Here is a 26,962-nt window from a genome sequence, read left to right as displayed (position 1 = left end):
TCGTATTCAGGTTGAATTCTAGTCGTGGGATTGAGATTAAAAAGATTAAACCAGACTCACCATATCATTTAACGCGCGAGTCGTAAGCTACCCACCCATAGGATTATATCTTCACTCAGAAATATTCAGGACAGCACGGAATCGAGTCGATGCTGACATCATTTTATCGTATGCTTCGCTAGCACGATCTAATGGGAATGTCTCAATCATGGGGCGAGTATCCGTCAGGACACTGAAATTAATCGTTGCTTGTATTTCTTTAGCTCCGCCTGTAAACGTACCTTTGACCGTGTTAGGCCCTTTCAAAAAGTCCATCGCTGACAATTCTAATTGATCACCAGAAACCGCCACAATGATTAGTTCGCTTTCTTGACCCAACCCGTTTATCAGAGATGAGGTGGTAATGCTAGAATAACAGCACGAGCGATAAACTCTTTTATTTTTCCATCTGCAAGTTTTGTGGTTATCGTGATGGAGTTTTGATCGTTTAATTTATTGTCTTCACACGTGTTTCCAAATCAAAGATTTCAGGTGGCAACTTACTTGCTAATACGTCTATTAAAGAGGTACGCCACCTGAAAATCGCAATGATATAGTTTTATTTTCATGTTGATATTACCTTAGAATTTATACCGCATTGTATAACTGTTCTAATCGTGCTTCTAATTGTTCAAACTGAACAAAACGTCCTTCACGAAGATATTCCTTTTGACCAAAAAATAAGATGATCGTGGGAACGGTAAAAATCAATAATTTGCCTGCAACCGCCTCTACCTGACTAGCATCTATATGCGCAAGTTTTATTTCTGGATAGTTGTTGAGTAATTCTTTTAGTTTGGGATAAATCGCATGACATACATTACAATCCTCTTGAGATACATATAGCATACTTAATTGGTTATTTTGGATAAACGAATCTATTTCATTCACTGAAGTTATTTCTTGGACATTTATCATTAAACTCCCACCTTACTGTATGTTATTCGGAACTGAATAGCTACAGATCCAATAATATTCAATGCAAGATTGTTCTAATTTAATTTTCTGACTCCATTCAATTAATTGAGAAACTCGATCTACTAATAAATACAAATCATAAAATCCCTATTTTCGGGTACCGCTTTTTTTCCTTTAAAATATTGATCGGTCAATATAATTACACTATCTGTGGGAGACTTATATTTTCTCCAAACAAAAGACAATCCTATTGATGGATTCCGGAACTTGCTCTTTTTCAAAATCGGAATTATCTCTTAATGTCAAGCCATTTAATATGATCAGGCACCTGGATTGGGTTTGATTTTAAAAATAACATCTTTTACCGCGAAAGAAGCGAAAATGTTGATTAGCCAGTAACTTATGAACAGTTGAATCTAATGATTAAATTTCAGTTTTATCAACTCTTTAAATCGAACTTTAAATGTTAAAAGCACTATTTTTTCCACTTGCATCTTTTATTAAAATTTCGTTCTTCATTCTCCATCGTAAGCATTCCACTCTCGGGCTCCTTCTTCTATTCGATACGCTGTGAAGCCCTGTTTTTGAATATAATCAACAGCTTGAGATGCAAGAGAACAATAAGGGCCACGACAGTATGCAGCAAGTTCTACATCAGCTTTATTTAATGTTTTTAGGTATTCTTCCAACTGCTCTAAAGGTACAGATATAGCACCTGGGATATGAGATGTGTTATACTCCTCAACTGGTCGAAGATCTATGAGAACCATGTTATCCTGCTTCATTTTTGCCAATAGATCATTTTTTGTGATACTTTGGACACCTACATATTGCCTTTTCAACTCATCTTTAATCTGTTTTATGTCAGAGAGTCTGTCCTCACACAAATTCCATAAAGAGGACAAAAAATGAGTCACAGATGAATCACTAATATTATATATAACGAAAGTACCTTTCTTTTGAAATCTAACCAATTTCGCTTCCAGCAAAATTTGTAAGTGACGGGATACATTCGCAACACTCATACCAGTTTGTGTAGCCAAACTTTCAACAGACCTGGGTCCGTTTGATAAGAGATCCATAATCTCAAGTCTTTTGTCACTGGATAAACATTTCCCAATTCGAGCAAATTGCTGATATAAACGTTCTTTAATATCCGATTCAGGACATCTACTTTCCATTTGGAACCTCCTCTTTGTTGCAATACCTTGGATTTTCGGGTATGCCTTCCTGCATTCGAATTACTCACTAGTATGTCCAAGTATAAAATAGCAATCCAACATTTACTTTCCGTTCATTTTGGTTCTAGCTCAAAAATTCACTTAATAAATTGAAAAAAACGACGGTTCAGAAAAATCCAAATCCGTCGTTCTCTTCACATGTATTTCAATGATTATTACAAAAATGGATTTGTTGAATACTCTGTTAATTAAGCAATCCTAGAATTTTTGCTCTAAGAGCTTGCTTTTGCTCGATCCCCACCATTGTCTCAGCCAATTTACCATCTTTAAATAAGAGTAGCGTAGGAATACTTCTAACTCCAAATTGTTGAGCCAATTCGATTTCTTCATCAACGTTGACTTTAGCTACTGTTGCTTGTCCAGCCAAATCCTCAGCTAGCTCATTTACGATTGGAAGTTGCACTTGACAAGGTGGACACCACGGTGCCCAAAAATCGACTAGTGTCACTCCGCTGTTAATGTTCGATTCAAAATTCTGTTTTGTTAAAGATACTGCTCCCATAAATAGAATCCTCCTCAATTAATTTATCAATTATTCAATCGATTAATTGAATTATACTTTTTAAATCAAATTTAGTCAACTTTTTAATATCTAATCTTTATATCTCAGAACAGAACTTAAGTTCATTTTACAGCACCTGTATTACTTTCCCGTTTAAACTACTAAGTCTATTTTGTTCTTAAACCAAAAAGCCGAAGATCTTTTGATTTAGATCAACGGCTAAGATTCAACTTATTTAAGATTTTGATTAACTAGGGCGTGTCTTCAAACTCAAGTAATCCACACCATATAGCTGCCAAGATTAAATAAAGCCCATATAGAAAAAAAACGATAATAACCGCCCTATTCCACAGCCAAGGAAAACGGAGCTACTGGCTTTGGTTCATCTGGTATACCCAGACTGGAATTTTAGGATCCAGATGAAGTGATCAAACTCCCTAATCTTCGCCTGGATTCTGAGAAATGGGTTCGTATTCATTTCTCAGAGGACAAAGAAACGGTACCCGAGTTAGTAATTGGATTTATTGCTAAGCTTTACGATAGCCCGCTTCGTCCCTTTTTACTTAGCAATACTGGCGAGAGGTTGTTTCTGTATTGTTGTAGATCTGATTTAATCTTTTGCATACGAGGTTAACTTCTCCTGCAGGTCTAAACTATGGTGACTACTTGTAGAAACAGGCTCTTGAGCAGCAATTTAGCCTGCTTCTAGCAGTAATTTTCGTTATATTTTCTTTGTAATAGCCTCCAATTTAAACATTTTTCCGCTCGTGAAATAAGAAAAATCACAGAATCAAATCCCAAACTGGGACTCATCTATGATTTTGCTTTTCTTGAATATTTCGCTTTGGCATGTCTATTTATTCATATAGAACCATATTTCAATTACGCTGAAATGAAACCACCCACTGGTCTTATCATCTTTCAATCTGTTACTTTTTCAATATCCTCATGTTGTTTTGAATAATAAGTCTCTGAGCACCACTTAATTTTAGGCTCTCTATTCTTCTCATAAATTTTTATTAGTTGGTTTAAAACAAAAATCTTTTGTACAATGTTTTCACAAAAAAAGTTAAGCTGTCGTTTATAAAAATTAATATCCTTTTGATAAGGATGGCGATCCTGTTGGTTCCTCTCATATACATCAAGAAGCCGAATATGTAAATTATATATATCTTTATAATTAATCTTAATCTCCTCCCTTTTTATTTTCGTCATCATTATCCCCGTATATCAAACGAAATACACAATTTACATATCTAATATTTCTCAAAAATTAATAAAAAGTGAAAAAACTGATGGACACTTTTTCATCCCAGCTTAACAAATACAATCTAAAAACAGGCTTGTTAATTATCTAAATATCTCCGAAAGCTAAAGACAAACTTTTCCTGAGTATCGATGGATGTAGCTTCCAAATAGCAGAAAGAGATTTGAATGAGGGCAACATTCCCCCAAAAACGGTTCACCATTTCACCTACCATCCATAACGTAAAACCAGCCCCGAATTAGGAGTTTCCTGCAAACCCTCGCTTATATAGTTGTGAAAGCCCAGACAGGAAAAATGGATACGATGAGATGAGACGAAAAAGCAGCCCATCCTCTACCCGAGGATGGGCTGCTTTTGCTCTATTAGCTTTGCCTCCGTTTCGCGTTTACAACGAACTTGGTGAGGTAGGCTTGTAATCGCATGCGAAATAGACCCTAGTACCTGGCTGAATCCATACCGGAATCTCTTCATCTCCACGTTTTTGTGTTCAACGATCGGCCTGCGCTTGATCCATTTCTTGAACGTATCTCTAAGGTCAAACTCGATCTGTCAGCGGATCCTCCGGATTAATCCCGATGCCAGATTCACTTTGGCTTCCTAAGTCATTCGGTTATCCAAGAGATTGTATAGGATCTGCAAAAAGAGCAAGCGAAACAGCAGCTCCGGCTTGTTTATCGGCGTGCCGCATAATACTCGCAGTAGTATGGGTTATAACATCCTTTGAGACTTAGTTTTTATAACAATCCAGTTGGATAAAAGTACTTTTTCTAATACACTGAGATACTATTTTAGTAAGAATTAGTTCCGAACTTGAATGTAGGCCAGACACCTTTTATTAAAAACTCATTTTACAAGTTATCTTGATTTGATTGACTTTGTTTCCATAAGTAGAAGAACAGCCTCATCACACTATGAAGTGGAGAGGCCGCTTGTGGGGGTGTTCAGTGAAAATAAAGTTGTAGACTAGGAAAATAAAGTATTAGACTGGAGATAAGGAATAAGCTAACGATTTCCGTTAGTTCAGGATTTCAAACAAAGAGCCATCCGACTAGGGATGGCTCTTAAAACTTGCCGTTACAGACAACGCGGTGAACCCGATCACAAGTAATAGCAAGTTTTTGGTGACAATCGATAAGAAACGATAACGGCTGATTTACTTAATCTATATATTGTGCCAGACCGGAGCCAAGCGACCAATTCTCTTTTTTTATCTCAATGAGACTTATGAAGACATCTTCGGGCCGGATTCCCGGTTCCAACTGAAGAAGTTCGGCAATCCGGGAATACAGTGCCTGTTTCTGCTCTGTTGTGCGCGTATCGTTTGCTGTAATTTGAATGATGACCAAGTCGTCGGTACGTTCAATATTCAAGTAACTTTTCCCGTAAACAAAACCGTCGTGTTCATGCTCGTGAATTACCATAAAGTCATTGTCATCCGCTATGTCAAACACCTCACGCATCGCGGAATACAGACTATTAAGAATCGCCTGCTTGTATTCGGCAGACTTTCCCTTCCGTATAGAAATTCTTGTAAGCGCCATAGTTATACCTCCTGTAATTAATAAGTATTTTAAAACCATAATTAGGTGCTGAATTGATTATACCGTTCTGATATTATTAATAATAATGATTAGAATTGATTGTTATAATCACTGAAAAAGATGGTGTTGTAAATGGATTTACGCCAATTGACGATATTTCGTGCGGTAGCTGCCAATCTGAGTTTTACCAAGGCGGCATTCAGTCTGAACTATGTCCAATCCAATGTCACAACGCAAATTCATGTTCTGGAGAAAGAACTGGGTGTGCCCTTGTTCGACCGTCTGGGAGGCAAGCAAGTAGTGTTGACGGACGCGGGACGCCAGCTATTGCAATATGCGGAGAAACTGCTGCTGCTTGCGGAAGAGGCCCAAGCAACGGTCTCCATGAGGGGAGAGCCAACGGGAACGCTCCGGATCGGAGCAACGGAAACACTCTGTATTTATCGTCTTCCTTCTCTGCTTCGCGCATTTCGAGCAAGTTATCCGGGAGTGCAAGTCATTTTTCGTCCAAGCCCTGTAGCGGAGCTTAGGCGTCTCGTTCATTCAGGTGATCTTGATGTGGCTTTTGTGTTCGATGAGGCAGAACACCAAGAAGGGCCTGGGGATGAGTTGCTTGGATATGAGCCGGTATGGGTAGTCGCGGCCCCCGATCATCCACTGGCGAACAACCGTACTGTTGTTCCGCTCGATATGTCGAAGATGGATCTGCTCTTAACCGAGGCGGGTTGCTGCTATCGTAGCCATTTTGAACGGATATTAAACCGGGAAGGAGTTCACCCGAAGACGATGCTTGAGTTTAACAGTATTGAAGCAGTCAAGCAATGCGTTATAAATGGACTGGGAGTAACCGTCATGACGGCGGCTTCCGTCTCCACAGAAGTCTCTCGCGGACAACTTGTGCGGCTACCTTGGGGCGGTTCAGATCTCACGGTTAAGACGCATCTGGTCTGGCATAAGGACAAATGGCTGTCTCCTTCTCTTGAAGCTTTCCTGACGCTTGTGCGTGAGATGTTTGTTCAAGTTGGACATGGGACGCGTCAAAATCAATGTCTTCAATAAATAAAACTTGCCGATCCAGACAGCGCGCTGAACCCTATCATCAATAGAAGTTCTGGTTATTGAATTAACGGATACGATAGCTCAATAAAAGCAGCGGCAGTCTAAGACTTTATTTTCAACCTTAGTTGCCGCTGTTTTGTTTTGGAGTGTCAGTCTAATACTATTTTTGAATGGGCTGACGATTTTTTTATTCAAAGATCCTATAATGACAGGCAGTCCAGTCTAAGACTTTATTTTCTCTGGACAGGGGAAATAAATTCATTTCGTCTACAGCGGTTGATGTTGACGATTCCGTGTCCATCAATGGTGATGATGAGCATGCGCATCCGTCACATCGGCTTTGACGGTACATAAAATCGAGCTATCGTGAGCATGCCGTTCGGACATAACTTGTAAGGTCACGTGCCAGATTTCTTTGTGTTCCAGCATGTGTTTGATTTTTTTTAGAATCACTTCGGTTTCATAGATCGATTTTTCTCCGTTAACGACAACATGAGCAGTAAGAGCGTTCATGCTGCTTGTAATGGACCAAATGTGTACATCATGAACTCCCTTAACACCATCTACCCTTCGGATCGAATTGACAATTTCGTTCATATCAACATTTTCGGGCGTCCCTTCCATCAAAACATGCAAGGACGATTTTGTGACAAAGTAACCGCTACGTAAAACAAGTCCCGCGACAACGACACTAGCAAGCGGATCTGCCCAGCCCAAGCCAAAAAACATCATCATAAGAGCTGCGGCAATGGCGCCAACTGACCCCAGCATATCACTGAGCACGTGCAAATAGGCACTGCGCATATTCAGGTTTTCCTTGGTGTCACTTCCACGCATCATAATCCACGCAACCAACAGATTTATAAGCAATCCGATGGTACTGATAATCAACATGCCAAAGGTGGCTACTTCCGGAGGATTCATAAACCGCTCAATCGCCTCGTAAAAAATGTAAAGTGAAATGCCGATCAACGTAACACCGTTAAGGGCTGCAGCTAAAATTTCAAATCTCCTGTAACCGTATGTTTTCCCTGTGTTTACAGCTTTGGAGCCAAATGTGAATGCAAGCAAAGCCACCCCTAAAGCGATGGAATCGGACAACATATGACCCGCATCGGAAAGCAGAGCCAAACTGTTGGTAATCACACCTCCAACCGCTTCGATAATCATATACGCCGTAATAATGATGAATGAAATCAGGAGTACTTTTTTATTGTTGGTATGTACATGCTTATGGTTATGTCCATGGTTATGTCCATGGTCATGACCGTGATTGTTTACGGACACCGTTATCCTCTCCTTAAACTAATTGAATGGTTTGTCATAATACCTTTCCACTGTTTCGATCGACTTTTCATTCCCTCTCTATACAGTTTGAAAGAAACGAATTGAATTTATATAAACATATGATCAACTGTTCATATGTTTTGATTAGCCTTATTATATTTGTTCCCGATATAGGTGTCAACCCTCATTCTTGATTGAACAAAATCTAAGCCTAAGGAGGAAATTATATGGGACAAACACGTAGAAATATGCCGAACTGCATCGGAGCGGGGCAAGGTATCGCTCTCATAGGCAACCCCTTCGGATCTCGTTGGCAAGTTCTTTACCGTCACCAACCGAGGTAAAGAACTTTCAACGATACAACTTTTCTAGTGGTATTCCATTAGATGCATACCCAATCATTCAAAGCTGATTTGATTCAGCACATTATCCACGGCTCACGTCTCTAACTTTGGTAATCCATCCTTGGATGAATTGATAACTTGTTCCCACTCGGTTAACCTATTGCAGGATTGTCCGATACTTGCGTTCGATTCCAGTGAGCAACCGCGAAGCTTCATTGGATCTTTTGCATGGGTTGGGAGCCAAGACGGTGGCAGTTACCTTGGGGAAAGAGGGAACTCTCATCTCAAGTGGTGCCTCCCATTCGTTAATCGGCAGTATTGCTGTCAAATCGATCGACTCTACTGGTGCCGGAGATGCCTTCGTCGGAGCAAATCAGCCAGCTGAGTCAGCCTAAGGCATTTACCTCCAATGCGAAGCAGCAGCAGGAATTTGTGACACTTGCCAATCAAGTCGGCGCCATCGTGTGCACTAAAGTTGGAGCGATTGCAGCCTTGCCGTCGTTGGAAGAAGTTAATCGTTTCGTAGCGCAAGGTTGAATCAAGGAATGAAGCGTAAAAACAGCAAAAGGTGTCAGACGATCCCTAAGGTCGCTGGACACCTTTTTATGTAGAGGTCCGTCATTCATTGGAAAGATGCTACTGATCAGGGCACCTTCTAATGAATGACGGAAAGCTTGGTGAAAATTTAAACTTATTATTTATGATGCGCATCCCTGTGCTCTCGATTAATAAAATGAAGCGAGAGCATCGCGTCCTTATAATTGATAGGTCGATGAAAATGACTGAATGAAGGTAAGAATATATATAATCACTTTACAAATGAAAACTTTTATATCGCAAATGAAAGAAAAAATTAGAGTGGTTGCAGTAAGTCAATTTACACTTAGCCTGATTATTTTCTGATTTTGCTGATGAAAAACGGATATTCAGGGAACACTTCGTATACATTTTTTTGCACAATATGATATTTAGTATTAATATGTATTCCTCTAACATTTCAACGGGTGTATATTTTAAACTTGCCATAAACATCAAATATCCCCCATGCTTGATTAAACTAAAACACGAATCTAAGCATTTTTTGAAGTCCCCTGTTTCATTAATAGCGGACCCATTAGGGTTACAATATCAAAGGCTTCTTGAGGCAAATCGGAATCGAATATGCTCCTGCATAAAACCTTTGATGGATTCGGATGCCGCTCCCTCTGTTGTCTATACTCAAATATCTCGCAAATACTTTCGTCAATATCAATGCTGGTTAAACCACCTCTTCCCTTAAGCCAATATCCAATGTAATCGTCCCAATCTCCAGTTCCGATACCAACATTACATACTTGGATTTCATCAAAAATATCGAATGTCTTCTTTACGTAATCTCTTGTCACCAACTGTGTGTGGACAGGCACTGTGGAGAGGAGTTCCATTCCCCCGCATTTGGACCTTTGAGTTTCAGATAATATTGCAGTAATTTCTCATCATCCTTTTTCATTGATAATGCCCCCATCATTAAGTTATGTTTGGTTTGTTCAATTCGATTAAATACAAACAAAAAAATTGCTCTTTTAACTTGCCTTTCCCACTTGATATTTTGCTTACAATGTATTCTTCACCCCATATATAGAAGGTATCGTCTTCAATCATAACCGTTTCTGCAAATTTCCTACTAAGCTTGGATTTTATAAGGTAGTTTTGATTGGAAACTTTGTGTCGATGTACATTGAACCAAACAGGATTAAGTATTCTGTCTCTGAAAATGGACCAAATAATTAAAAAAAGTTTGTGTCGCTGTGCGGCGACACAAACTAAATCCATAGAGATACAAATATCATTATTTAACTTTTCTTAATCATTCATCTTTATGTTTTAGTTTCACTTTAACATCATTAAAAAAAGCCGTTGTATCCCATACATTGAGACCAAAGTATCCTTCTTTATAAGTTTGATCTTTTGTGTCGATAACTAATTTATTGTTCAAATAAACCTTAGTGATATTGCCTTGCGCTTCTACTTTGAGATGATAATCTGTATTGGGCTGTAAATCCAGTTTTCCATCATTGTTATATGTTGCAATTTCATATCCGGTCCCATCAACAAATTTAATTAATTTTACAACATTATTTTATGTGTTTCTATTAAAGCAACTTCAAGAGTATTTCCTCGATCTCAGCAGGATTAGTTGCATCTTGAAAACGTTTAACGAATTTTTCTTCTTGAAACAAACTTGTTAAGTTCTTTAAAAATGAGATGTGCATCTTAGGATTTTTCACTACAAGTACCATCACGATTTCTGCGTTGACAGTTTCATCAGATCCCCCCATATCCTCGAACTCTATGCTATTATCTAAAACTGCAACGGCAATAGCAGTTTCGTTAACGAATTCTTTATTTGTATGTGGAATTGCTATACCAATTGTCCCCATGTTGATTCCGGTCGGATATTCGATTTCACGTTGGAGCAATGATTCTGTATATCCTTTTTTGGCATAATTTTTCTCTTCTATCTTTTTTCCAAAGCTTTTGATAAGCTCTTCCCTCGATTCGTAACGTGCGTGCAGTTGAATTAAATCCTGATCAAACACGAGTCCATTTATCGTTTTTGCGCTCATAATAATTACTCCCTTTTATAAAAATCGGAAAACATAGATTTATTTCTGTTAATAATTACCATATTTTTTAATGACACTATGGATATCCATTGCACTTTGGGCTTGAATGATAGCTTCACAATCATCTTTACTTTCAACAAGTTTCATTAACTGAACTAATGCCCTTAAGTGCTGTTGTTTATCAACAGCGGCTATGATAATAACGATGTTTATCGGCCTATTTCTTGCAAATTCAACGCCTTGCTCTAAACGGAGCAAGCTCATAGCTACTTCGTTTACGCCACTTTCGGGACTATCATGAGGAATTGCCACATTTGGACTAATAATGATATACGGATCTTCCACATCGTAATGTTGGATCATAGCTTCTACATAAGAAGGTTGGATACTCCCTTGAAGCAGCAGCGGTAGCGCCCCTAATCGTATAGCCTCTTCCCAAGATGATACTGAAGGAAGCAATGTAATATTCTCCGGCATTATCAGATCATGCAAATTTGTCTTTTGTAATTCGGGTTGTGATTTGAAAGACAACGAGTGATGGCTTGTAAAGTATTGTTGTAATTCCTTTGCAAGAAGTTGCCTGTTCTGAACGGTTGCATATTTCTCAACGATCTCCAGAATATTTTTCAAACTTAATTCAGATGGAGTGAATCCATGCAATAATTCCATCACTTGTTTTCGTAGAGAGATCTTTTCTTCCTTTTGTAATATTGGCTTGACTATAAATAGTCGTTTGTTCGTTTGCAGATATACGGAAGAAAAAACAATGTCATATTCCAAATCATACATCTTAAATTCTCTCACAGATAAGGAATCCAGAAAAATAAACTCAGGAAATAAATCATTCAAAGTAATTAGTAAAAGCTTAGAAACGGATACTCCGTTAGCGCAAACCACTACTGCTTTTGTTTTACTCAGAATGCTGTCTCCTTGCTTTGTTAACCAACCGCCTATCAGCATCGTTAAATAAGTGCATTCACTATCTGGAATATCACAGCCAATGTAATCAGCTAAAGGTTTTGCTGACTTTTTTACAAGGTGGTGCAGTTCTATGAATTCACTATTAATTGTTTCTTGTAGTGGATTAGTAATAGTAAGTTTGTATTTAATGCGATAATATGCAGGTTTTATATGCAGCATGATCATATGCAACAACTGCTTTTTGTCTTGTAAGAGGATGCAGGACATTTTCTCGAATCGCTCCAGCATCTTTTTCAATGCCTGATTTAAATCTGATACAATGTCTTCCCCAAGGAGCTCAGATGAGGAAACATTCGTCGTAAGAATTTGCAGTGTGATGAATAATCTTTCCTCGGTCGGTATATGCTCCAAATCCGATAGTAGTTCTTGAACCGCTTGGTACTCCTTGGTATCCGATAATTCTTCATAGCTAATATGAAAGGAATTTATTGTTTTCCCAAGTTTGATTCTTCGCAGCAAGATCAGTAGGATATGCGGCAAAGTTTTCATCTTATCATCTGTAAATTTTAAGCTCAGATGGCTTTCAATCTTTTCAAGACGTTCATGAATCTGTTGCACTTCTTTTTCAGTGATCTCTGCTAACTGTTGAACCCATTTTTCCCCATTGTACATGTGATGAATTTTGTTAACGACATCAATTAATAACTTTCTTTTTTGAAATTCAACACCCTCAATTGAGTAACCAGATAACCGGGAATAACGGATACTAAGATCATAAGGTTCGACTAATTCTTGTGCTGCTTTTAGATCATTTAGTATGGTATTCTTGCTTACGTAAATGGAACTGGTAAAATGAAATAAAGATAATTCTTCACTACGACTCAGTAGGATCAGAATAATAAGTTCTACTCGCTCTGCTTCAGAAAAAATATACTTTTTTGTCGAAGGCTTGTTTACTTCATTAGGCACAGCAGAGAAGAGAGTAGCATCAACAATAAAAACACCCTGTTTATTCCGTTCAATTTTTGGTAGGCGTTGGCCCTCTAACCAGTCATTGATTTTTTCAAGGCTGTAACTGATTTGCCTGCGGCTTAAACCATACTTATGTTCCAAGTTCTTACTCTTCACACTTGGATTTGATAACAATTCTTGCAGCAAGCTGCTGCTTCTATCATCAAGCTGCATGGCTCTCTCTCCTCCTTCCTTGTTAATAATAATATTGACTGCTCCAGAGGATTTTATAAGAGGCTTCAAGTTTAGGTCGTATTCAAATTACTCAATTTAATCTTTGCTCTTGGAGGCGCTCTGTGAAGAATCGAAATTTTGTTCTGCCTCCAAATCAAACGTTTATTCCAAATTAGCATGTCTTAATTTCATGTCATCATAGGTTTCATTAAAAGTAGCTACCCATTCCAAAACAATCGCATCATACAAGAGAAGACTTAATTGCTCAAATGCCGATCCCATTGGTTGAATAGAAGAATCCATTAAATCAGTATCCGTTTCTTTATTGTCAACATTAATTAAAAGCATGTAATCAGCTAGTTTCCCCAAAGTGGACTGCGAATTCGTTGTATTAAGAATTACCTTTGCTCCTGATTGCTTTGCTTTTTTTGCATTTACTATTAGACCAGCAGTTTCTCCTGAACCAGAACCAATAAATAAAATATCCTCTGCTTGAATGCTTGGAGTAGTAATATCACCAACAATATAAATCGTTTTACCTAAGTGCAACAATCGATTAGCGAAAGCACGGATCGCTAAACCTGATCTCCCTGAACCAGCAAGGAAAATCCGCTTTGTATTATACAAGGCCTGCAGAATTTGTTCACTTTCACCAACATTCATTAAGGAAATACTTCTTTCTAATTCTTTCATAATGACTTCCATTTGTTTAATTAATTTGTCCATAAGTTCACCTTCAGCTTTCTGGATACATGATTACCTTGCCGATAAGTTCTTTTCTTTCCATTAATCGTTCAAACATTTCTGAACCTTCTTCAAGCGGTATACGATGTGTAATCATTTTTTTAGTATTTAATCTGTTATTGTGCATAAAGTGAACAGTCGTTGCCCATTCCTTACCTGGGAATGGTGCGGATACACAACTCCATGATCCCCACACGGTTAACTCACTTCTTAGGATTTTTTCAAAATAAAATCTTTCCATCGCAACGTCTGCATAAGGGATACCTAGGAACACAACTCCACCGCCTTTTTTGGCGTAACCAAACACAGTTGCTGCTGTATGTGGCGTTCCAGCTGCTTCAACTACAATATCTGCATTCATGCCATCCGTATATTCAGCGACCTTTGTCATAACATCTTCATTCAGAGAATTTATCGTATAATCGGCGCCTAATTCCTTCGCAATTTGAAGCTTTTCATCATCAATATCAACCGCAATTACTTTTTTCGCGCCAAATATTTTTGCCCATTGAACAGCAAACAACCCGATGGTTCCCCCTGCTCCAACAATGACCACATCGTCGCCCACCGATAGATTGGTTCGATAATACCCATGTAAAACTACAGTAGAAGGTTCTACCATTGAAGCTGATTCGAAATCCAAATCATCAGGTACTTTAACTAAATTCTTCTCTGGGAGTTTAATGTATTCGGCGAATCCACCAGGTTCCTTAGCACCTATTGCATGCAATGAATTCGCTCTAGCTGGTTGACCTGCTCGATAATAATAATCATCTTCTTCAATTAGTGCTGGACATCCAGCAACATGGTCTCCAACTTTTAGATCTGTTACTTGATCGCCAACTTGTTCTACAACACCTGCAAATTCATGTCCCCATACCTGACCAGGTGTGACTGCACCCAATTTTTTATACCGAGAGATATCAGATCCACAAATGCCACATGCTTTTATTTTTACAATGACATCTTTTCCATCCAGTATTTGAGGTTTTTCCGCTCCTCCAAAACGTATGTCTCTGGCACCATACAGTTTTAATGATTTCATTTTCTCTCATCCTTTCTCTCTCCATGTTCTAGACTTTTCAAATTCTTCACATGTGCTTTGTTATTCGAAAATAAATATGATCCGATGACAACCAAAGATGCTCCAGCTTCGATACATTGACTAGCTATACTCTCATCGACTCCACCATCAACTTCGATCTGAATATCTCGTTGACCTATCATTATTTTCAGTTCTCTTATTCTATCAATCGTTTCTTCCATAAAAACTTGATTAGGTCTTCCCGGATTGATCGACATAACTAGAACATAGTCAATGATGTTTAGAAAAGGTTTCAATAAAAAGGTGTCGGTCCCAGGATTAATGACGATCCCTGCTTTCCTTCCATGTTGCTTAATCTGATCAATGACAAAACGAATATGAGGAGTTGATTCATAGTGAACTGATATCATTTCTGCTCCAGTGTCCAACACACTCGCTATATGCTGCTCTGGGGCTGATACCATCATGTGAACATCTAATTTCATATTCACTTGTTTTTTTATATTTTTAATTTGTTCTGGTCCAAATGCGATATGAGGGACGAAGTTTCCGTCCATCATATCTACATGAAGTACTTGAAATCCTTCTTCATATAAAACATCGCATTCACTTTTTAAGTTCATTAAATCTGCTGCAAATATTGAAGGTAAAATCAGATTCATTATTTTTCCTCTTCTCTAGTCTTTATTTAACTAAAGTGCTTACCCAATAAATTAATAAGTTCCATATCTCAGAAAAAGTAACATCTGTCCCTAAACCTTTTAACTCGACACCTGCGCTGTTAAGCATCTGTGTTGCACCTGGTGCAACAAATCCTGCCAAATAAAATGTGATAATACAAAATACTACTGTCGACACAATAGAACGGAATAGATTTCCTTTACTTGTTAACGTACACATTACAGAAATATAGGTAACAGACATTAACAGTCCTATTGGAAAAAACTGAACTCCAGGTAAAATGAGTGCCAATAACATAACAATTGGAATAGAAACGACTGTAGTTGTAATAGTAGTCGGATCGCCTAAGCCTAGCGCAATATCCATCCCCACATTTAGATTGGAGTTATTCCCCATGCGTTTAATCATAAAGTCTTTTGCCGATTTCCCAATTGGAGATAGCCCGTCCATCATCACTCCAACAACTTTAGGCATTAATACCATAACTCCAGCTATCCCTGTGGCCATAGTCACTATCTCTGTAACAGGTCTTTTAGTAATTGCCCCTAAAACTAACCCAACAATAAATCCAATAATAACTGGGTCCCCGAGAACGCCTATTTTTTTATTAATTTTACTCAGCGAAAACTCCAATTTATTTAAACCAGGAATGAAATCAATGATTCTATTTACCAGCCAGGCAATCGGATAACCCCAAGCTGAATAAATAATAGTTGTGCAGGTTGTACCTTCTAAACCAAAATATTCTTGCCATTTTGAAGCAATTAAATCACCAACGAATAGAGCAATAACAGACATCACCAATGTTACTACCAACCCTAACCAGAAACTGTCAAAAAGAAAGTAAGCCAAAGCTCCTGGAATTAAAAAATGCATGTAATTCCATATATCCACATTTAACGTTTTTGTCCATCTAAGTCGAACTAATACTAGATTAATAATTAAACCAAGAGGGATTGCTAATGCTGCAAAAGGAGGCACCCAAGATGCCGCCCCTACAGCTGGCCATCCAATATCTGCAATTGTAAATCCAGAACCGATTTTTGCATAATAATCAACTGCCGGTTTTAGAGAGGAATTGAGCAAGCCAACAACTAATGTTAAACCTAAGAAGCCTACCCCAACTAAAAGGCCTGATTTGATAGCGTTTCCAATTTTCATTCGAAAAACTAGACCTAATACGGTGATTATTATTGGTAAAATAGCCGTTGCTCCCATATCAGTAATAGATTTAATAATATTATGCACAGTATCCATTATGATCTACCACCTTAACTATTTTTTAAATCCAGCAGTTTTTCAGCCAATTGATTTTTTAATTTTTCTTCATTAAGCCCGGTTACAAATCCCATGATGTTCATATATGGCTTTTCATCGGTTTTAAAATTATTAGTTGTCAGAACAATATCGACGTTGTCAATAATATTCGGTAATTCCGTCATACTCGTTTTAATGATATCGTAATGTTCAATTCCTGCTTCTTTTAATACCTCTTTCACTCCATCTGCTGCGATAGTAGAAGTTGCTACTCCGCTTCCACAAGCTACGGCGATTTTAATTTTTGAATTTGACATGTTAATTCCTCCTGGTATGTTAGTTTTCGAAGCTAGGTTTAAATCCATTTCCAATCCCAAAGGGTTGAAAAAATCCTCCTTGCAAATTGTTTTATATTTCCTTTTACTCAGCAGGATTAACTTCTTTCTTGCTGTGGATTCATAATAACATGATGAATTCAAATGTTGTATTCGTTTACATCCCACTTTATAGACAACCGGTTGTACAATATAGTGATGAAAAAAATGATTTTCCCTCGATATTTTTCAGGTTAAAATCCATCTATTCCAATGAATTCAATCGTATCAACGAGTTCCGGTATGGGTACAACGGTAGATGAGGCTGAGCTGCAACATGTAGACGTGAGAGATGATGAATCCTGGTACATGACGTCCTATGGAGAGGAACCCACACTGCCACAACGGAGGAAATGACACTTAGCAGCGCAGATTTGGTATTGCCCGGGTTGATTCCATTTTGTCTCACTCTTTTTTCAATGATTTTCTATAACTCTCCAAAAAGAAATCCTGATTCATCAAAGTTTTTGACGACCAGGATTTATAATAGTGACAAAAATATATTTTACATATGTGACAACCTTCAAACGACTTACTACAAGCAATACATCTCTTGTTGCTATAGAATCTGGCTATAGTTTTAAGAACTTTGGCTGTGGCCTGGTTATGACTTTGAAACTGAATTTGAATTACTCAAATTGCTCACTAAAAAAGTCGCAACTCTAATGCGTACTTAAATAAAAGAATATCCTCAAAGAGGATTATCTTACTTCTTGTTATAAAAAATGGACTATCGTTTTTCATACGAAAATTCCATCAAGATAAATCACCTTTGAGGATACTCATTTGAATACTTAATCAAAATCCCCGCCGTTACTGGATTCTTAAGGGAATGTCTGTCTCATTCAGATCTTATAAACAGTCTCATTTAGTGCTATAACTTGTCCCATTTGATGTTATAAACCACAACTGGTGTGAGTTATAACATCTATTGAGACAAAAACAGCCCATTTTAGGCTGTTCTTATATCATGAATTTGAGGAAATTATAACATGAGTCAGGATAAACCTACTTTTTCTATACAACAAACTGAGATTTTATCAAAATCTGAAGAAAGAAGTAATGCTTTCTAAAAGGGACAATGAAATACAACATCATTATAAGCTGCGACTATAAAATATCAAATGCTTTAATTAAATGGCCATTTGTCTCGTCTATATCTTTTAAAATTGGTTTTTTTAAGTCAACAAAGTGATATTTATTTTCATCTGGACCCAGGTACTCCACGTTTTCTTTTATTATTGAAAAGAAGGATTGCCCTTCAATTGATAGATAATACTTAGATAAGAAACTGAACATTTTCTCTTTCAGTTCACTCGAAGTTTCATTTTTTATAAATGAATCCATTGCAAATGGGATTTTTACCTTTGAGAATTCATTTATTAAGTTGGAATAGAGGGTATACAAAGCTAATAGTTTTTTATTAGAGTCCATACCACTCCCTTTAACTTCTTTAAAGATATAGAATTCAATGTCATCTAGCTTGACGTCTTTAAAGTGTCTTTCGTATTCATTAATTAACTCGTAATACCTCTTCTTAATTCCTGATCTCTTTTGAGCTCCAAGTCTTCTTGCCTTTGTAATTTCCTTAGAAATCTCTTTTATAGAATTAATTTTTTCATACTGCTCATTTATTAATTTTTGCTCTACAGACAAGTAATTATACGCGATTTTTTGATTTACTTGTTCCTCTATAAAGGTTTCTATACTATTAAATTCTTTTGTTTCTTTAACGATTCCCTCAGTTTTTGAGATTGTGTCAATAACAACGTCCTTAGCTAATAGTATGTTTCTTTTTTGTTCTTCTAATTTTGTCCTATCATATTTGTTGGAATTAATTTGATTTACAATCTCATATAAATTATTTTTAACTTTAAGTCTGGTTAGTGACTGTTCAACTGTTAATTTAGAATTACAGTGAATACATTCTGTAAAGTTCGCCGTTCGGCTCGTCCTCGGCTTTGAAGAAGTTGGTGAAACCATGTTTTGAACACAGCAAAAGGAACCTCGACGGCTTTCCCGGAGAAGGTAGAGTAATGAACCGTCGGCAAACCACTTAACGACGCTTGATCCACGCCGGAGCGATAGCCTTTCCACTGCTCAAGGCGGCTCTTTTTATCCTATTTTTAGTTAATCAACAGGCCTGGTATTATTCTATTTACTTCCTGTAACTGTGGCCTTGTACCCCCCCCTAGCTTGTTACCCAACTTGCCTTTAACTTTCCTCCCCTTGTATCGTTCGATTTTCATCAAGCCGCATTTTATAAGACTCCCCCCATGCTTTCATAGACATAATGACCGGTTCCAAAGTCCTACCGAAATCAGTAAGGGAGTATTCCACTTTTGGCGGAATCTCTTTATATATTTCTCGATGAATGATGCCATCCCGTTCAAGCTCTCTTAACTGTAATGTGAGCATAAACTGCGTAATTCCTGGATTGAGGCGCCTAAATTCATTGAATCTTTTCGTTCCGTCCAGGAGCTGATAGAGAATGATCCCCTTCCACTTTCCACCAATAACATCCAGCGTTGTTTCAACCGGACATGCTTGCATATCCGGACTCGCTCCATATTTGTTTCTTCGGTCTCCCATCAGCTCATCTCCCTAAAGGTTTGATTTTTAATACTATATCATAAAAATATGCGTACTTACTTAAAGTAATCGAATTGATTTACAATGCAACTGTACAACATTTCCTATTTGAGAGGATGGATATCCATGAATACCAACCAAAAGATGAAAGCAGTCGGTGCTTACCGATACCTCCCAATATCCAATCCGGAAAGCCTTATTGATCTGCATTTGGATAAACCGGAACCTACGGGCCGTGATTTGCTTGTAAATGTAAAGGCAATCTCTGTCAACCCTGCAGACGTAGGTGTTCGCGAAAACCATAACTACGAAGCCGAATCACCGAAAATTCTTGGTTGGGATGCTGCTGGAATCGTAGAACAAGTTGGTCCTGATTGTCAATTGTTTAAACCTGGGGACAAGATCTATTATGCGGGCAGTGTGTCTCGACCAGGTAGTAATAGTGAATTTCACTTGGTTGATGAACGAATTGTAGGAAATATGCCGAAAAGTTTGGATTTCGCAGCCGCAGCCGCATTACCGCTTACCTCGATAACTGCATGGGAGGGCCTATTTGATCGTTTAGGAATTAGCCTAAACGCAAATGAAAACAAAAGTATACTTATTATCGGTGCAGCTGGAGGGGTAGGATCGATTGCCATTCAACTTGCCAAATTAGCAGGTTTGACTGTCATCGGTACTGCTTCGCGTCCAGAGTCAACTCAATGGGTTAAAAGTCTAGGTGCGGATTTTATAATAAACCACAACAACCCTTTTCAACCTCAGCTCAAGGAAGTTGGTCTAGACACCGTAGATTATATCTTTTGCTTGAATGATACTGTACAACATCTAGCGAATATGGCGGAGGTCATTACCCCTCAAGGTGTAATTTGCTGTATCGTTCCTGCAGATAAGGCTACCTGGGCAGGAAGCCTGAAAATGGACTTGCTGTTTTCTAAAAGTGTAACGTTTGTATGGGAGTTCATGTTTACACGGTCCTTGTTTCATACCAAAGACATGATTAAACAACACGAATTGTTGAATGACCTGGCGGACTTAATCGATGATGGAAAATTAAAAACTACGCTAAATGAACGACTAGAACCCATTAATGCAGCAAACCTACGTTTAGCACATGAGAAGTTGGAAACTGGACGGTCCATTGGAAAAATTGTTTTAGAAAACTTCTGATACTACGAAGAAGGCGCGTTTGGTTCCAAAAAGCGGTAATGTGTATAGACAAGACTAAGGCCCCCTATGGGGCCTTTTTGTGTACAACGGTATGGTGTGGGCGAGACAAAATATTGCCAAACTTTGTAAAAAAATTGCCGTCACTTATGATACGGTTCTCCGCGCTGTCTGTAACGGCAAGTTTTAGGGCTATTCTTATAGGATTGCCTTTTGTCACTTAAATATCAGTCAGTGATTTTCTAATTATCTATGACAATTTCTCCTTCATCTTTTGGCTCTTCAAATCAATTAAGAAAAGTCGTTAACAACTCCTCTGTAATCATAAAGGCAGCATTTGCATCAAAGCGTTGGCTACGAATCTTAAGGCACTTTCGCAATTCACTTTCAAGTAAATGAGTCTCCACTTCCCTCCGGCGTTTTCGATAAGCCGCTTATATTCATTTCTTTCCGACCTGCTCCAAAAACTAGAGTCAACCGCAACCTGTTTTTTATCTTGAATGAAGTGCACAATTATATTACGCAAACCTATATGTGCTTCATTCGAGTGATCCCTATACTTTTCAATAGGAAAATCAATTTCATATCATCCGTTAGCGGACCATACCTCCTCATCAATGGAAAGGCGTATGTACCCATACTCCTCCATTTTTTGAGAAAAGGTAGTTTTCCCCGAATCCGCTATCCCACATATTAATACAGCTAAAGACTTATCAGGAGCTCGTTCTGCTTCAATCAAAAGCTCCATATCCGATTTTTCTAACATCATGTATCCTTCCTACCCTTCCCATAAATAAATACATGTCGATATAAAAAAGAACTTTAAATTCAATGCAATTAGAGCTCAAAATTTTCTTGAAGCAAAATGTGAGGGGGCCTTCTGCGATAACATTAATCTATTGCTCTCAGTTCGAGACCTTTGTGACAAATCAACTCTCAACGTGAAGAATTAAAAATTCTACAACTCTCTCTATTCAATCTATCTTCTGAAAATGAACCGGCCACAATCGAACGACAGCGTGCATAGGTTCAAATATTCGGCGGTAAAATAGGGCAGTTCGACAAACAAGTGTCTCATGCCTTCGTTATGGTAGTATTCTGACCACAATTCATATTCACTCAACTTGCTCAGTATCACATGAAGTTAGCCCATATTATGAGAAACCAGAAGGATGAAAGAGGTTTTACAGGAGTTATGTTGGAGAATTGAGAATTAAAAATAGATTATAGATTTAATGTAGAGTGGTGGATCATATACTAAAAAGCAAATACAGAGAGGATGCAGCCAAACCGATCGGGAATCTGACCGGGGAGAACCGATTCGGGAAGGCCTCTACGACCAGTTTGACTTCATTTGTCAACGAGCTCAAGGACATGATCACCAATGCAGGATTGCCAAAACACCGGAGCTGTGCAGGCGATCTAACATAAAAGGGGACAGTTGTTAAACGCAAATTGTCCCCACAATAACTTATACCTTCATCTGTCCCTTGATAACTTTCATCATACTTTTACCAGTGGCTATAATTGCTTCTTCTGCCGGGCGTGGTGTCCATCCCAGTAAACGTTTGGCTTTTTGATTACTCGTTGACATGTCTTGGCCCAAGAGTGTTGCAATCATTCTTAATTTAGGATTGAAAATCGCCGCAACACGAACGATAGGATTTGGAATTTCCTTCATAGGCACGTGTTTCGCATCTTCCCCTAAATTTTTTCTCAGAATATTTGCGATCTCAAGTGTTGAGAGATTTTCTGCACTAGAAGCTATAAACCGCTCTCCACTTGCTTCGGGATGAACCATTGCCAGGATATGCAGCTCTGCAACATCTCGAACATCCACATAATCAGAATAAATTTTGGGGACAGACTTTAGCTTGCCTTCTAACATTTGGCGGACAATATCATTTGAATGCGAATAATCATTGCCTAGAATTGGTCCCATCACACCAACAGGATTTACGGTTGCAAATTCTAAACCCTTCCCTTCTTGTTGAATAAATTCCCAGGCAGCTTTTTCAGCAAGTGTCTTGGATTTTTGATATGGATGAATTTTTGCATCTGTATTGGACCAATCATCCTCGGTATATGGCCCTATGTGATGCTTATGTCCCACACCAATGGCTCCAAAAGCAGAAGTTAAAACAACACGCTTGACCCCTGCATCACGTGCTGCCCTCAACACTCGTAAAACACCTTCACGTGCCGGCCCAATCATTTCATTCTCATCTTTATAAATTCTATTGGGGGTTGGAGAAGCCACATGGATGACATAATCCGCTCCTTTAACCGCATTATTCCAGTTCTTATCAGAAGTCAAATCCGTTTGAACAAACGACAAATCCTCCATATTTGTCACTCCACCTGACATAATCATGGCTTTCACTTCATCTTGTCTGCTCATTGTACGCAGGGTTGCCCGCACACGATACTTCTTCTCCAGTAATTTCACAATGATATGAACAGCGATAAATCCTGAACCTCCGGTCACCAGCACTACAGGTTTGCTAGAGTCTGCCATCTTAAATACTCCCTTCAGGTGGCGTTACACTTGTAACGCTTTTTACACTATAATAGGACCAGGCATTATCAATAGCAAGCAAGAAACAAGCATGTGTGACAGAATGGAGGAAGTGTAATGGCAGCAACGGATCACGCACAAATTATTAAAAAAGACACCAAAGAATGGATTACTATTGCATTGCTGGAGCTATTGCGAACGAAAAGAATATCAGAGCTGACGATTTCAGAACTCGTTAGAAAAGCCGGCGTCAGCCGAATGGCCTTCTATAGAAATTATGAAAGTCTTGAACAGGTATTAGTGGAGTACTACGAGCCTAAATTTGCAGATATTTTCAATAAAATTGCGAACAAAAAGAATCACGAGCAAAAAATAACAGATTTGACCAACTTTTTTCTAACATTCTCTGATGATTTTCGATTGGCCATTGAGAGTGATTACACAGGGCTACTTTATCAAATCTTCAAAAATCATATTACCCAATTTTATGATGAGCTTATTCCCTTTCCAGACTGGACAGGTGCGAAACGAAATTATTGGATTCATTTTATGAGTGCCGGTGTTTTTGAAATTTGGGTGATGTGGATAAAGAATGGTCAACAAGAAACTATAGAAGAAATATCCGCACTCATCCGACTTTTTCATAAATAAAAATACAGGGAAATACGATGAGTGTCCAAAACAGGACATAGCAAACTGGCTTTTCACCATCTCCGAGGAAGATATGCTGGAGGTTCATTTGCTTAAGGAACGAGTAGGTGAACTGGCTGAGCAGGAAACGGCAATGTTGAGGCGAAAAGCGGATATTGAAGACATGCGTAGTAATGAGAGTGACAACCCGGTGAGTTTGGCCCATGTGCACGTAAACCAGCAAGCGCTTCTACTACAGGTGAAGACTCTAAGCCTACCGTAGACACATTTTTAAAATCAACGATATACGACATTTCCATCCCTCGTTTTCTCTCACTATTTTCTAAAAACAGAAATTTAATCTTCCTTATCTGCCAAATATTATACCAAAAATGATTTAAATATAAACGTTCACGTTTAGGATATGATAAACCCCGTTGTTTCCCCCAATAAAATTTGCCTTACTTATGGTAAGGTTCACCGTACACGCTATAACGGCTAAACTCATTCACTACTGAGTAAAAGCATATATTTACCGCTTATAGAGGCAGTACCTCCAATAAAGCGCAAGTATTCTCCTACAAAAAAACCATGCTGTCCAAAAGGAATCCACTTTTCGGCAGCATGATTGCTATTGAATTATTCAAAATTAATTTGATCAATTTCATTTAACGTCCAGGAGATTTTTTCTCTACCCGTTGATCTAACAGCCTCCTGCGAGCTATTCCTCAAAAAACTTGCCCCTACTTGCCCTACTTGTGATACGGTTCACCGTATCACTTTAACTGCAGTTTTTAATTTGAGGAAATTTGCTTTATTAGAACCCCTTCGGCCTATATTGCTAGCACTTCCTCCTAGATATATAAGGGATAGTGTCCTTGTACCCTACTGTCTGATTAATTAGAATCCGGTAAATGAGGCATAACTTGAATACGTTCCAGCAGTGACCACAATTGTTCTGCTATATCCTTAGCTGGAATGGGTATTGACTGGATAATCCACCACTCTAGTAAACCAACAATAGCCGAAGCCAAAAACTGTAACATCACCTCCTTGTTCATATCTTGTTTTATGCTACTGACATCGATCAGCTCACTAAGGTTCCCTAGAATCACATTCATCATGAGGTTTCTAAACGCAGGGATTCCTTTGTTAACCAGCAGAGTAGTATATATTAAAGCATGTTGTTCCAAATACTCAAATGTGCGGATCATAATGGATTTGGAAAGTAAAAGCGCAGTGCCGTCGAGAGTCATGCAACTTTCAAATAATTTTTTAAAATAAATATCGATACATTTATCCAACAAATCGAACTTGTCAATGTAATGCAAGTAGACAGTCCCGCGGCTAACATCAGCTCGATCTGCTATTTCACTAATTGTAATATCTTCAAATTCTTTCTCTGAGAGCAGTTCGATAAAAGCCCCGATAATTACTTTTTGTGTTTTTAGTATTCGTCTATCCATAAGACCCTCCTTAAAATATAGCGTAAAATTTTTCCAATGAATTTAACCATATGCATTTGGGTTCATGAAATATTTATTAGTTATTGAACAATGAATCGAATTTTGTTAATTAATGATCAAATGCAGTTATTTTAACGATTGAAGTGAAGAAGTAACTTTGTTAATATCACGATATCAGACAGTTGTTAATAAGTAAATAAGTGTTTATAAATCATTCATTGTTTGAAACAAATTTAAAAAATAGGAGGAATTTATTATGAAAGCAATTGTTTTAAAAGAGTACGGAATTCCAGCAGTTTTACAAGATGAAGAGATAACTGTGCCAGTAATTACAGAAACACAGGTGCTAGTGGAAATGTATGCTGCTTCGATAAATCCAGCAGATTATGTACTACGTTCTGGGGCTGTTAAGGATATTTTGCCAGTTCAGTTGCCATATGTTCTCGGTGCAGATTTTGCGGGTGTGGTCACTGAGGTTGGAAGTAAGGTAACTCATTTCAAACCTGGCGATCGTGTTATGGGTATTCCTATTAATAATGGTGGCGCCTATGCAGATTATGTAGCAGTGGAAGAAAACGCACTTGCGATAATCCAACCAGGGATATCTTTTCATGAAGCTGCTGCATTGCCAACGGTTGGATTGACTGCCTGGCAGTCTTTGTTTAAGTATGGCAAACTACAACCTGGACAGCGTATTCTGATTCATGCAGGCGCAGGCGGTGTGGGACATATTGCTGTTCAACTCGCCAAACAAGCAGGTGCATATGTGATTGCAACAGCCCGTGAATTTAACCATGAATTTGTGCGACAGTTAGGTGCCGACGAGGCAATTGATTATACCAAAACTGATTTCACAAAGGCTATAAGTAGTCCAGTAGATATTGTACTGGATATGGTTATGGATAGATCAGCTACCGTTCTGGATGCGAAGATAAGTGAAACTGGGCGAAAAAGCTACTCTGTTTTGAAGGATGGAGGCAAGCTCATCTCACTGGTAGCCATGGCAATTAATGAACATCCCAAAATTCGCGGAATCGAAGCTCAATTTGTTCATGCAGAGCCAAACCACGATGATTTGTTATCCATTCTTCGAAACGTACATGAAGAAAAATTAAAGGTTCATTTAAGCGGGATTTTCCCATTTACATCTCAAGGATTAGCCGAAGCGTACCACAGGTGCGAAACAAATCCTAAGAGGGGAAAGGTAGTAATTCAGAGAAAGCAGGGTTAAGATTTTATAAGCTCTAGTAAACATTTTAATCCTTATGTACAAAATATTGCGCTGCTGATGAATCACATGAGCAGCACCGGGAGAAGTAAGTTGAACAGTTTTAATCCGTATGAGCTTGCGGTATCCGAGAATAAATTTCTTATGCTCGAATCAAAATACCCTCTAATCCCGCAGATTTGGAGGGTATTTTGATGCATATTCATGTACTGCCCAGTGTTGCACATGAATAATCAATGAGGGACTTTTTTGATGGAATTATTATGAAACATACTTATGTATGCAAAAACCTCCGTTACTTATGATACGGTTCACCGCGCTGTCTGTAACGGCAAGTTTAAAGGCCATAC

General features: G+C 38.3%; 23 protein-coding genes and 2 pseudogenes. 5 read left to right on the top strand and 20 right to left on the bottom strand.

The window, feature by feature from the left end; all coding sequences use genetic code 11:
- Positions 1-111: 111 nt before the first annotated feature.
- The 5 genes from AC6EJC_RS06305 to AC6EJC_RS06285 form a co-directional block, all read right to left on the bottom strand.
- Complete coding sequence (locus AC6EJC_RS06305; RefSeq protein ID WP_444953215.1) at positions 112-315, bottom strand: hypothetical protein; 204 nt, start codon at positions 313-315, stop codon at positions 112-114.
- A 312-nt stretch (positions 316-627) separates the two neighbouring features.
- Positions 628-957, bottom strand: a complete 330-nt coding sequence (locus AC6EJC_RS06300; RefSeq protein WP_444953214.1) for a thioredoxin family protein — start codon at positions 955-957, stop codon at positions 628-630.
- Between the two features lie 515 nt (positions 958-1,472).
- A complete protein-coding gene (locus AC6EJC_RS06295; protein WP_444953213.1) occupies positions 1,473-2,138 on the bottom strand; it encodes an ArsR/SmtB family transcription factor in 666 nt (221 codons plus the stop codon).
- A gap of 244 nt (positions 2,139-2,382) precedes the next feature.
- Complete coding sequence (gene trxA / locus AC6EJC_RS06290; RefSeq protein WP_444953212.1) at positions 2,383-2,700, bottom strand: thioredoxin; 318 nt, start codon at positions 2,698-2,700, stop codon at positions 2,383-2,385.
- Positions 2,701-5,124: 2,424 nt separating this feature from the next.
- Positions 5,125-5,508: a tautomerase family protein gene (locus tag AC6EJC_RS06285; RefSeq protein ID WP_444953211.1), complete on the bottom strand. Its 384-nt coding sequence runs from the start codon at positions 5,506-5,508 to the stop codon at positions 5,125-5,127.
- 132 nt (positions 5,509-5,640) lie between these two features.
- On the opposite strand from AC6EJC_RS06285, the gene AC6EJC_RS06280 reads away from it, so the two are divergent.
- Positions 5,641-6,567: a LysR family transcriptional regulator gene (locus AC6EJC_RS06280; protein ID WP_444953210.1), complete on the top strand. Its 927-nt coding sequence runs from the start codon at positions 5,641-5,643 to the stop codon at positions 6,565-6,567.
- A gap of 300 nt (positions 6,568-6,867) precedes the next feature.
- Here AC6EJC_RS06280 and AC6EJC_RS06275 read toward each other — a convergent pair whose 3' ends face one another.
- Positions 6,868-7,854, bottom strand: a complete 987-nt coding sequence (locus tag AC6EJC_RS06275; protein WP_444953209.1) for a cation diffusion facilitator family transporter — start codon at positions 7,852-7,854, stop codon at positions 6,868-6,870.
- A 568-nt stretch (positions 7,855-8,422) separates the two neighbouring features.
- On the opposite strand from AC6EJC_RS06275, the pseudogene AC6EJC_RS06270 reads away from it, so the two are divergent.
- A pseudogene (locus tag AC6EJC_RS06270) lies at positions 8,423-8,735 on the top strand (PfkB family carbohydrate kinase); the annotation flags it as partial.
- A 533-nt stretch (positions 8,736-9,268) separates the two neighbouring features.
- Here AC6EJC_RS06270 and AC6EJC_RS06265 read toward each other — a convergent pair.
- The 11 genes from AC6EJC_RS06265 to AC6EJC_RS06215 all read right to left on the bottom strand — a co-directional run bounded on the left by AC6EJC_RS06265 (position 9,269) and on the right by AC6EJC_RS06215 (position 19,603).
- Positions 9,269-9,622 carry a hypothetical protein gene (locus AC6EJC_RS06265; protein WP_444953208.1) on the bottom strand — a complete coding sequence of 118 codons (354 nt, stop codon included), beginning with the start codon at positions 9,620-9,622 and terminating at the stop codon, positions 9,269-9,271.
- Between the two features lie 422 nt (positions 9,623-10,044).
- Positions 10,045-10,269, bottom strand: coding sequence for a DUF6250 domain-containing protein (locus AC6EJC_RS06260; protein ID WP_444953222.1), 225 nt, complete (start codon positions 10,267-10,269; stop codon positions 10,045-10,047).
- Positions 10,270-10,330: 61 nt separating this feature from the next.
- Positions 10,331-10,804, bottom strand: coding sequence for a PTS sugar transporter subunit IIA (locus AC6EJC_RS06255; RefSeq protein WP_444953207.1), 474 nt, complete (start codon positions 10,802-10,804; stop codon positions 10,331-10,333).
- 48 nt (positions 10,805-10,852) lie between these two features.
- On the bottom strand, positions 10,853-12,910 hold the full coding sequence (locus AC6EJC_RS06250; RefSeq protein WP_444953206.1) for a BglG family transcription antiterminator: 2,058 nt from the start codon (positions 12,908-12,910) through the stop codon (positions 10,853-10,855).
- Between the two features lie 162 nt (positions 12,911-13,072).
- Positions 13,073-13,636 carry a 6-phospho-3-hexuloisomerase gene (gene hxlB / locus AC6EJC_RS06245; RefSeq protein ID WP_444953205.1) on the bottom strand — a complete coding sequence of 188 codons (564 nt, stop codon included), beginning with the start codon at positions 13,634-13,636 and terminating at the stop codon, positions 13,073-13,075.
- A gap of 10 nt (positions 13,637-13,646) precedes the next feature.
- A complete protein-coding gene (locus AC6EJC_RS06240) occupies positions 13,647-14,699 on the bottom strand; it encodes a galactitol-1-phosphate 5-dehydrogenase (RefSeq protein ID WP_444953204.1) in 1,053 nt (350 codons plus the stop codon).
- The gene (gene rpe, locus AC6EJC_RS06235) at positions 14,696-15,361 is read right to left on the bottom strand and encodes a ribulose-phosphate 3-epimerase (protein WP_444953203.1); all 666 of its coding nucleotides are present in this window, start codon (positions 15,359-15,361) and stop codon (positions 14,696-14,698) included. The genes AC6EJC_RS06240 and rpe overlap by 4 nt, the downstream gene beginning before the upstream one ends.
- Before the next feature lie 22 nt (positions 15,362-15,383).
- On the bottom strand, positions 15,384-16,637 hold the full coding sequence (locus AC6EJC_RS06230; protein ID WP_023988790.1) for a PTS transporter subunit IIC: 1,254 nt from the start codon (positions 16,635-16,637) through the stop codon (positions 15,384-15,386).
- A 14-nt stretch (positions 16,638-16,651) separates the two neighbouring features.
- Positions 16,652-16,954 carry a PTS sugar transporter subunit IIB gene (locus tag AC6EJC_RS06225; protein WP_034095039.1) on the bottom strand — a complete coding sequence of 101 codons (303 nt, stop codon included), beginning with the start codon at positions 16,952-16,954 and terminating at the stop codon, positions 16,652-16,654.
- A gap of 1,167 nt (positions 16,955-18,121) precedes the next feature.
- Positions 18,122-19,108, bottom strand: a complete 987-nt coding sequence (locus tag AC6EJC_RS06220; RefSeq protein ID WP_444953202.1) for a hypothetical protein — start codon at positions 19,106-19,108, stop codon at positions 18,122-18,124.
- A gap of 117 nt (positions 19,109-19,225) precedes the next feature.
- Positions 19,226-19,603: a winged helix-turn-helix transcriptional regulator gene (locus tag AC6EJC_RS06215; protein ID WP_226002244.1), complete on the bottom strand. Its 378-nt coding sequence runs from the start codon at positions 19,601-19,603 to the stop codon at positions 19,226-19,228.
- 126 nt (positions 19,604-19,729) lie between these two features.
- Here AC6EJC_RS06215 and AC6EJC_RS06210 point away from each other — a divergent pair, with 126 nt between their 5' ends.
- Entirely contained in the window at positions 19,730-20,773 is a 1,044-nt protein-coding gene (locus AC6EJC_RS06210; protein ID WP_444953201.1) for a zinc-binding alcohol dehydrogenase family protein, read from the top strand.
- Between the two features lie 1,468 nt (positions 20,774-22,241).
- On the opposite strand, the gene AC6EJC_RS06205 is transcribed toward AC6EJC_RS06210, so the two are convergent.
- The gene (locus AC6EJC_RS06205; protein ID WP_444953200.1) at positions 22,242-23,288 is read right to left on the bottom strand and encodes an SDR family oxidoreductase; all 1,047 of its coding nucleotides are present in this window, start codon (positions 23,286-23,288) and stop codon (positions 22,242-22,244) included.
- A 117-nt stretch (positions 23,289-23,405) separates the two neighbouring features.
- Here AC6EJC_RS06205 and AC6EJC_RS06200 point away from each other — a divergent pair, with 117 nt between their 5' ends.
- Positions 23,406-23,939: a TetR/AcrR family transcriptional regulator gene (locus tag AC6EJC_RS06200; RefSeq protein WP_025716458.1), complete on the top strand. Its 534-nt coding sequence runs from the start codon at positions 23,406-23,408 to the stop codon at positions 23,937-23,939.
- Positions 23,940-24,142: 203 nt separating this feature from the next.
- On the opposite strand, the pseudogene AC6EJC_RS06195 reads toward AC6EJC_RS06200, so the two are convergent.
- Positions 24,143-24,232 (bottom strand): annotated as a pseudogene (locus tag AC6EJC_RS06195) (DUF8821 family protein); the annotation flags it as partial.
- Between the two features lie 582 nt (positions 24,233-24,814).
- Entirely contained in the window at positions 24,815-25,384 is a 570-nt protein-coding gene (locus tag AC6EJC_RS06190) for a TetR/AcrR family transcriptional regulator (protein WP_103049405.1), read from the bottom strand.
- A 256-nt stretch (positions 25,385-25,640) separates the two neighbouring features.
- Between AC6EJC_RS06190 and AC6EJC_RS06185 the strand changes: the two genes are divergently transcribed.
- On the top strand, positions 25,641-26,615 hold the full coding sequence (locus tag AC6EJC_RS06185) for an NADP-dependent oxidoreductase (RefSeq protein WP_328800550.1): 975 nt from the start codon (positions 25,641-25,643) through the stop codon (positions 26,613-26,615).
- Positions 26,616-26,962: the final 347 nt, after the last annotated feature.

The sequence above is a fragment of the Paenibacillus sp. TY11 genome (assembly GCF_059772165.1).
Note: the sequence above shows the minus strand (reverse complement) of the source record. Positions and strands in the feature narration are given on the sequence as shown.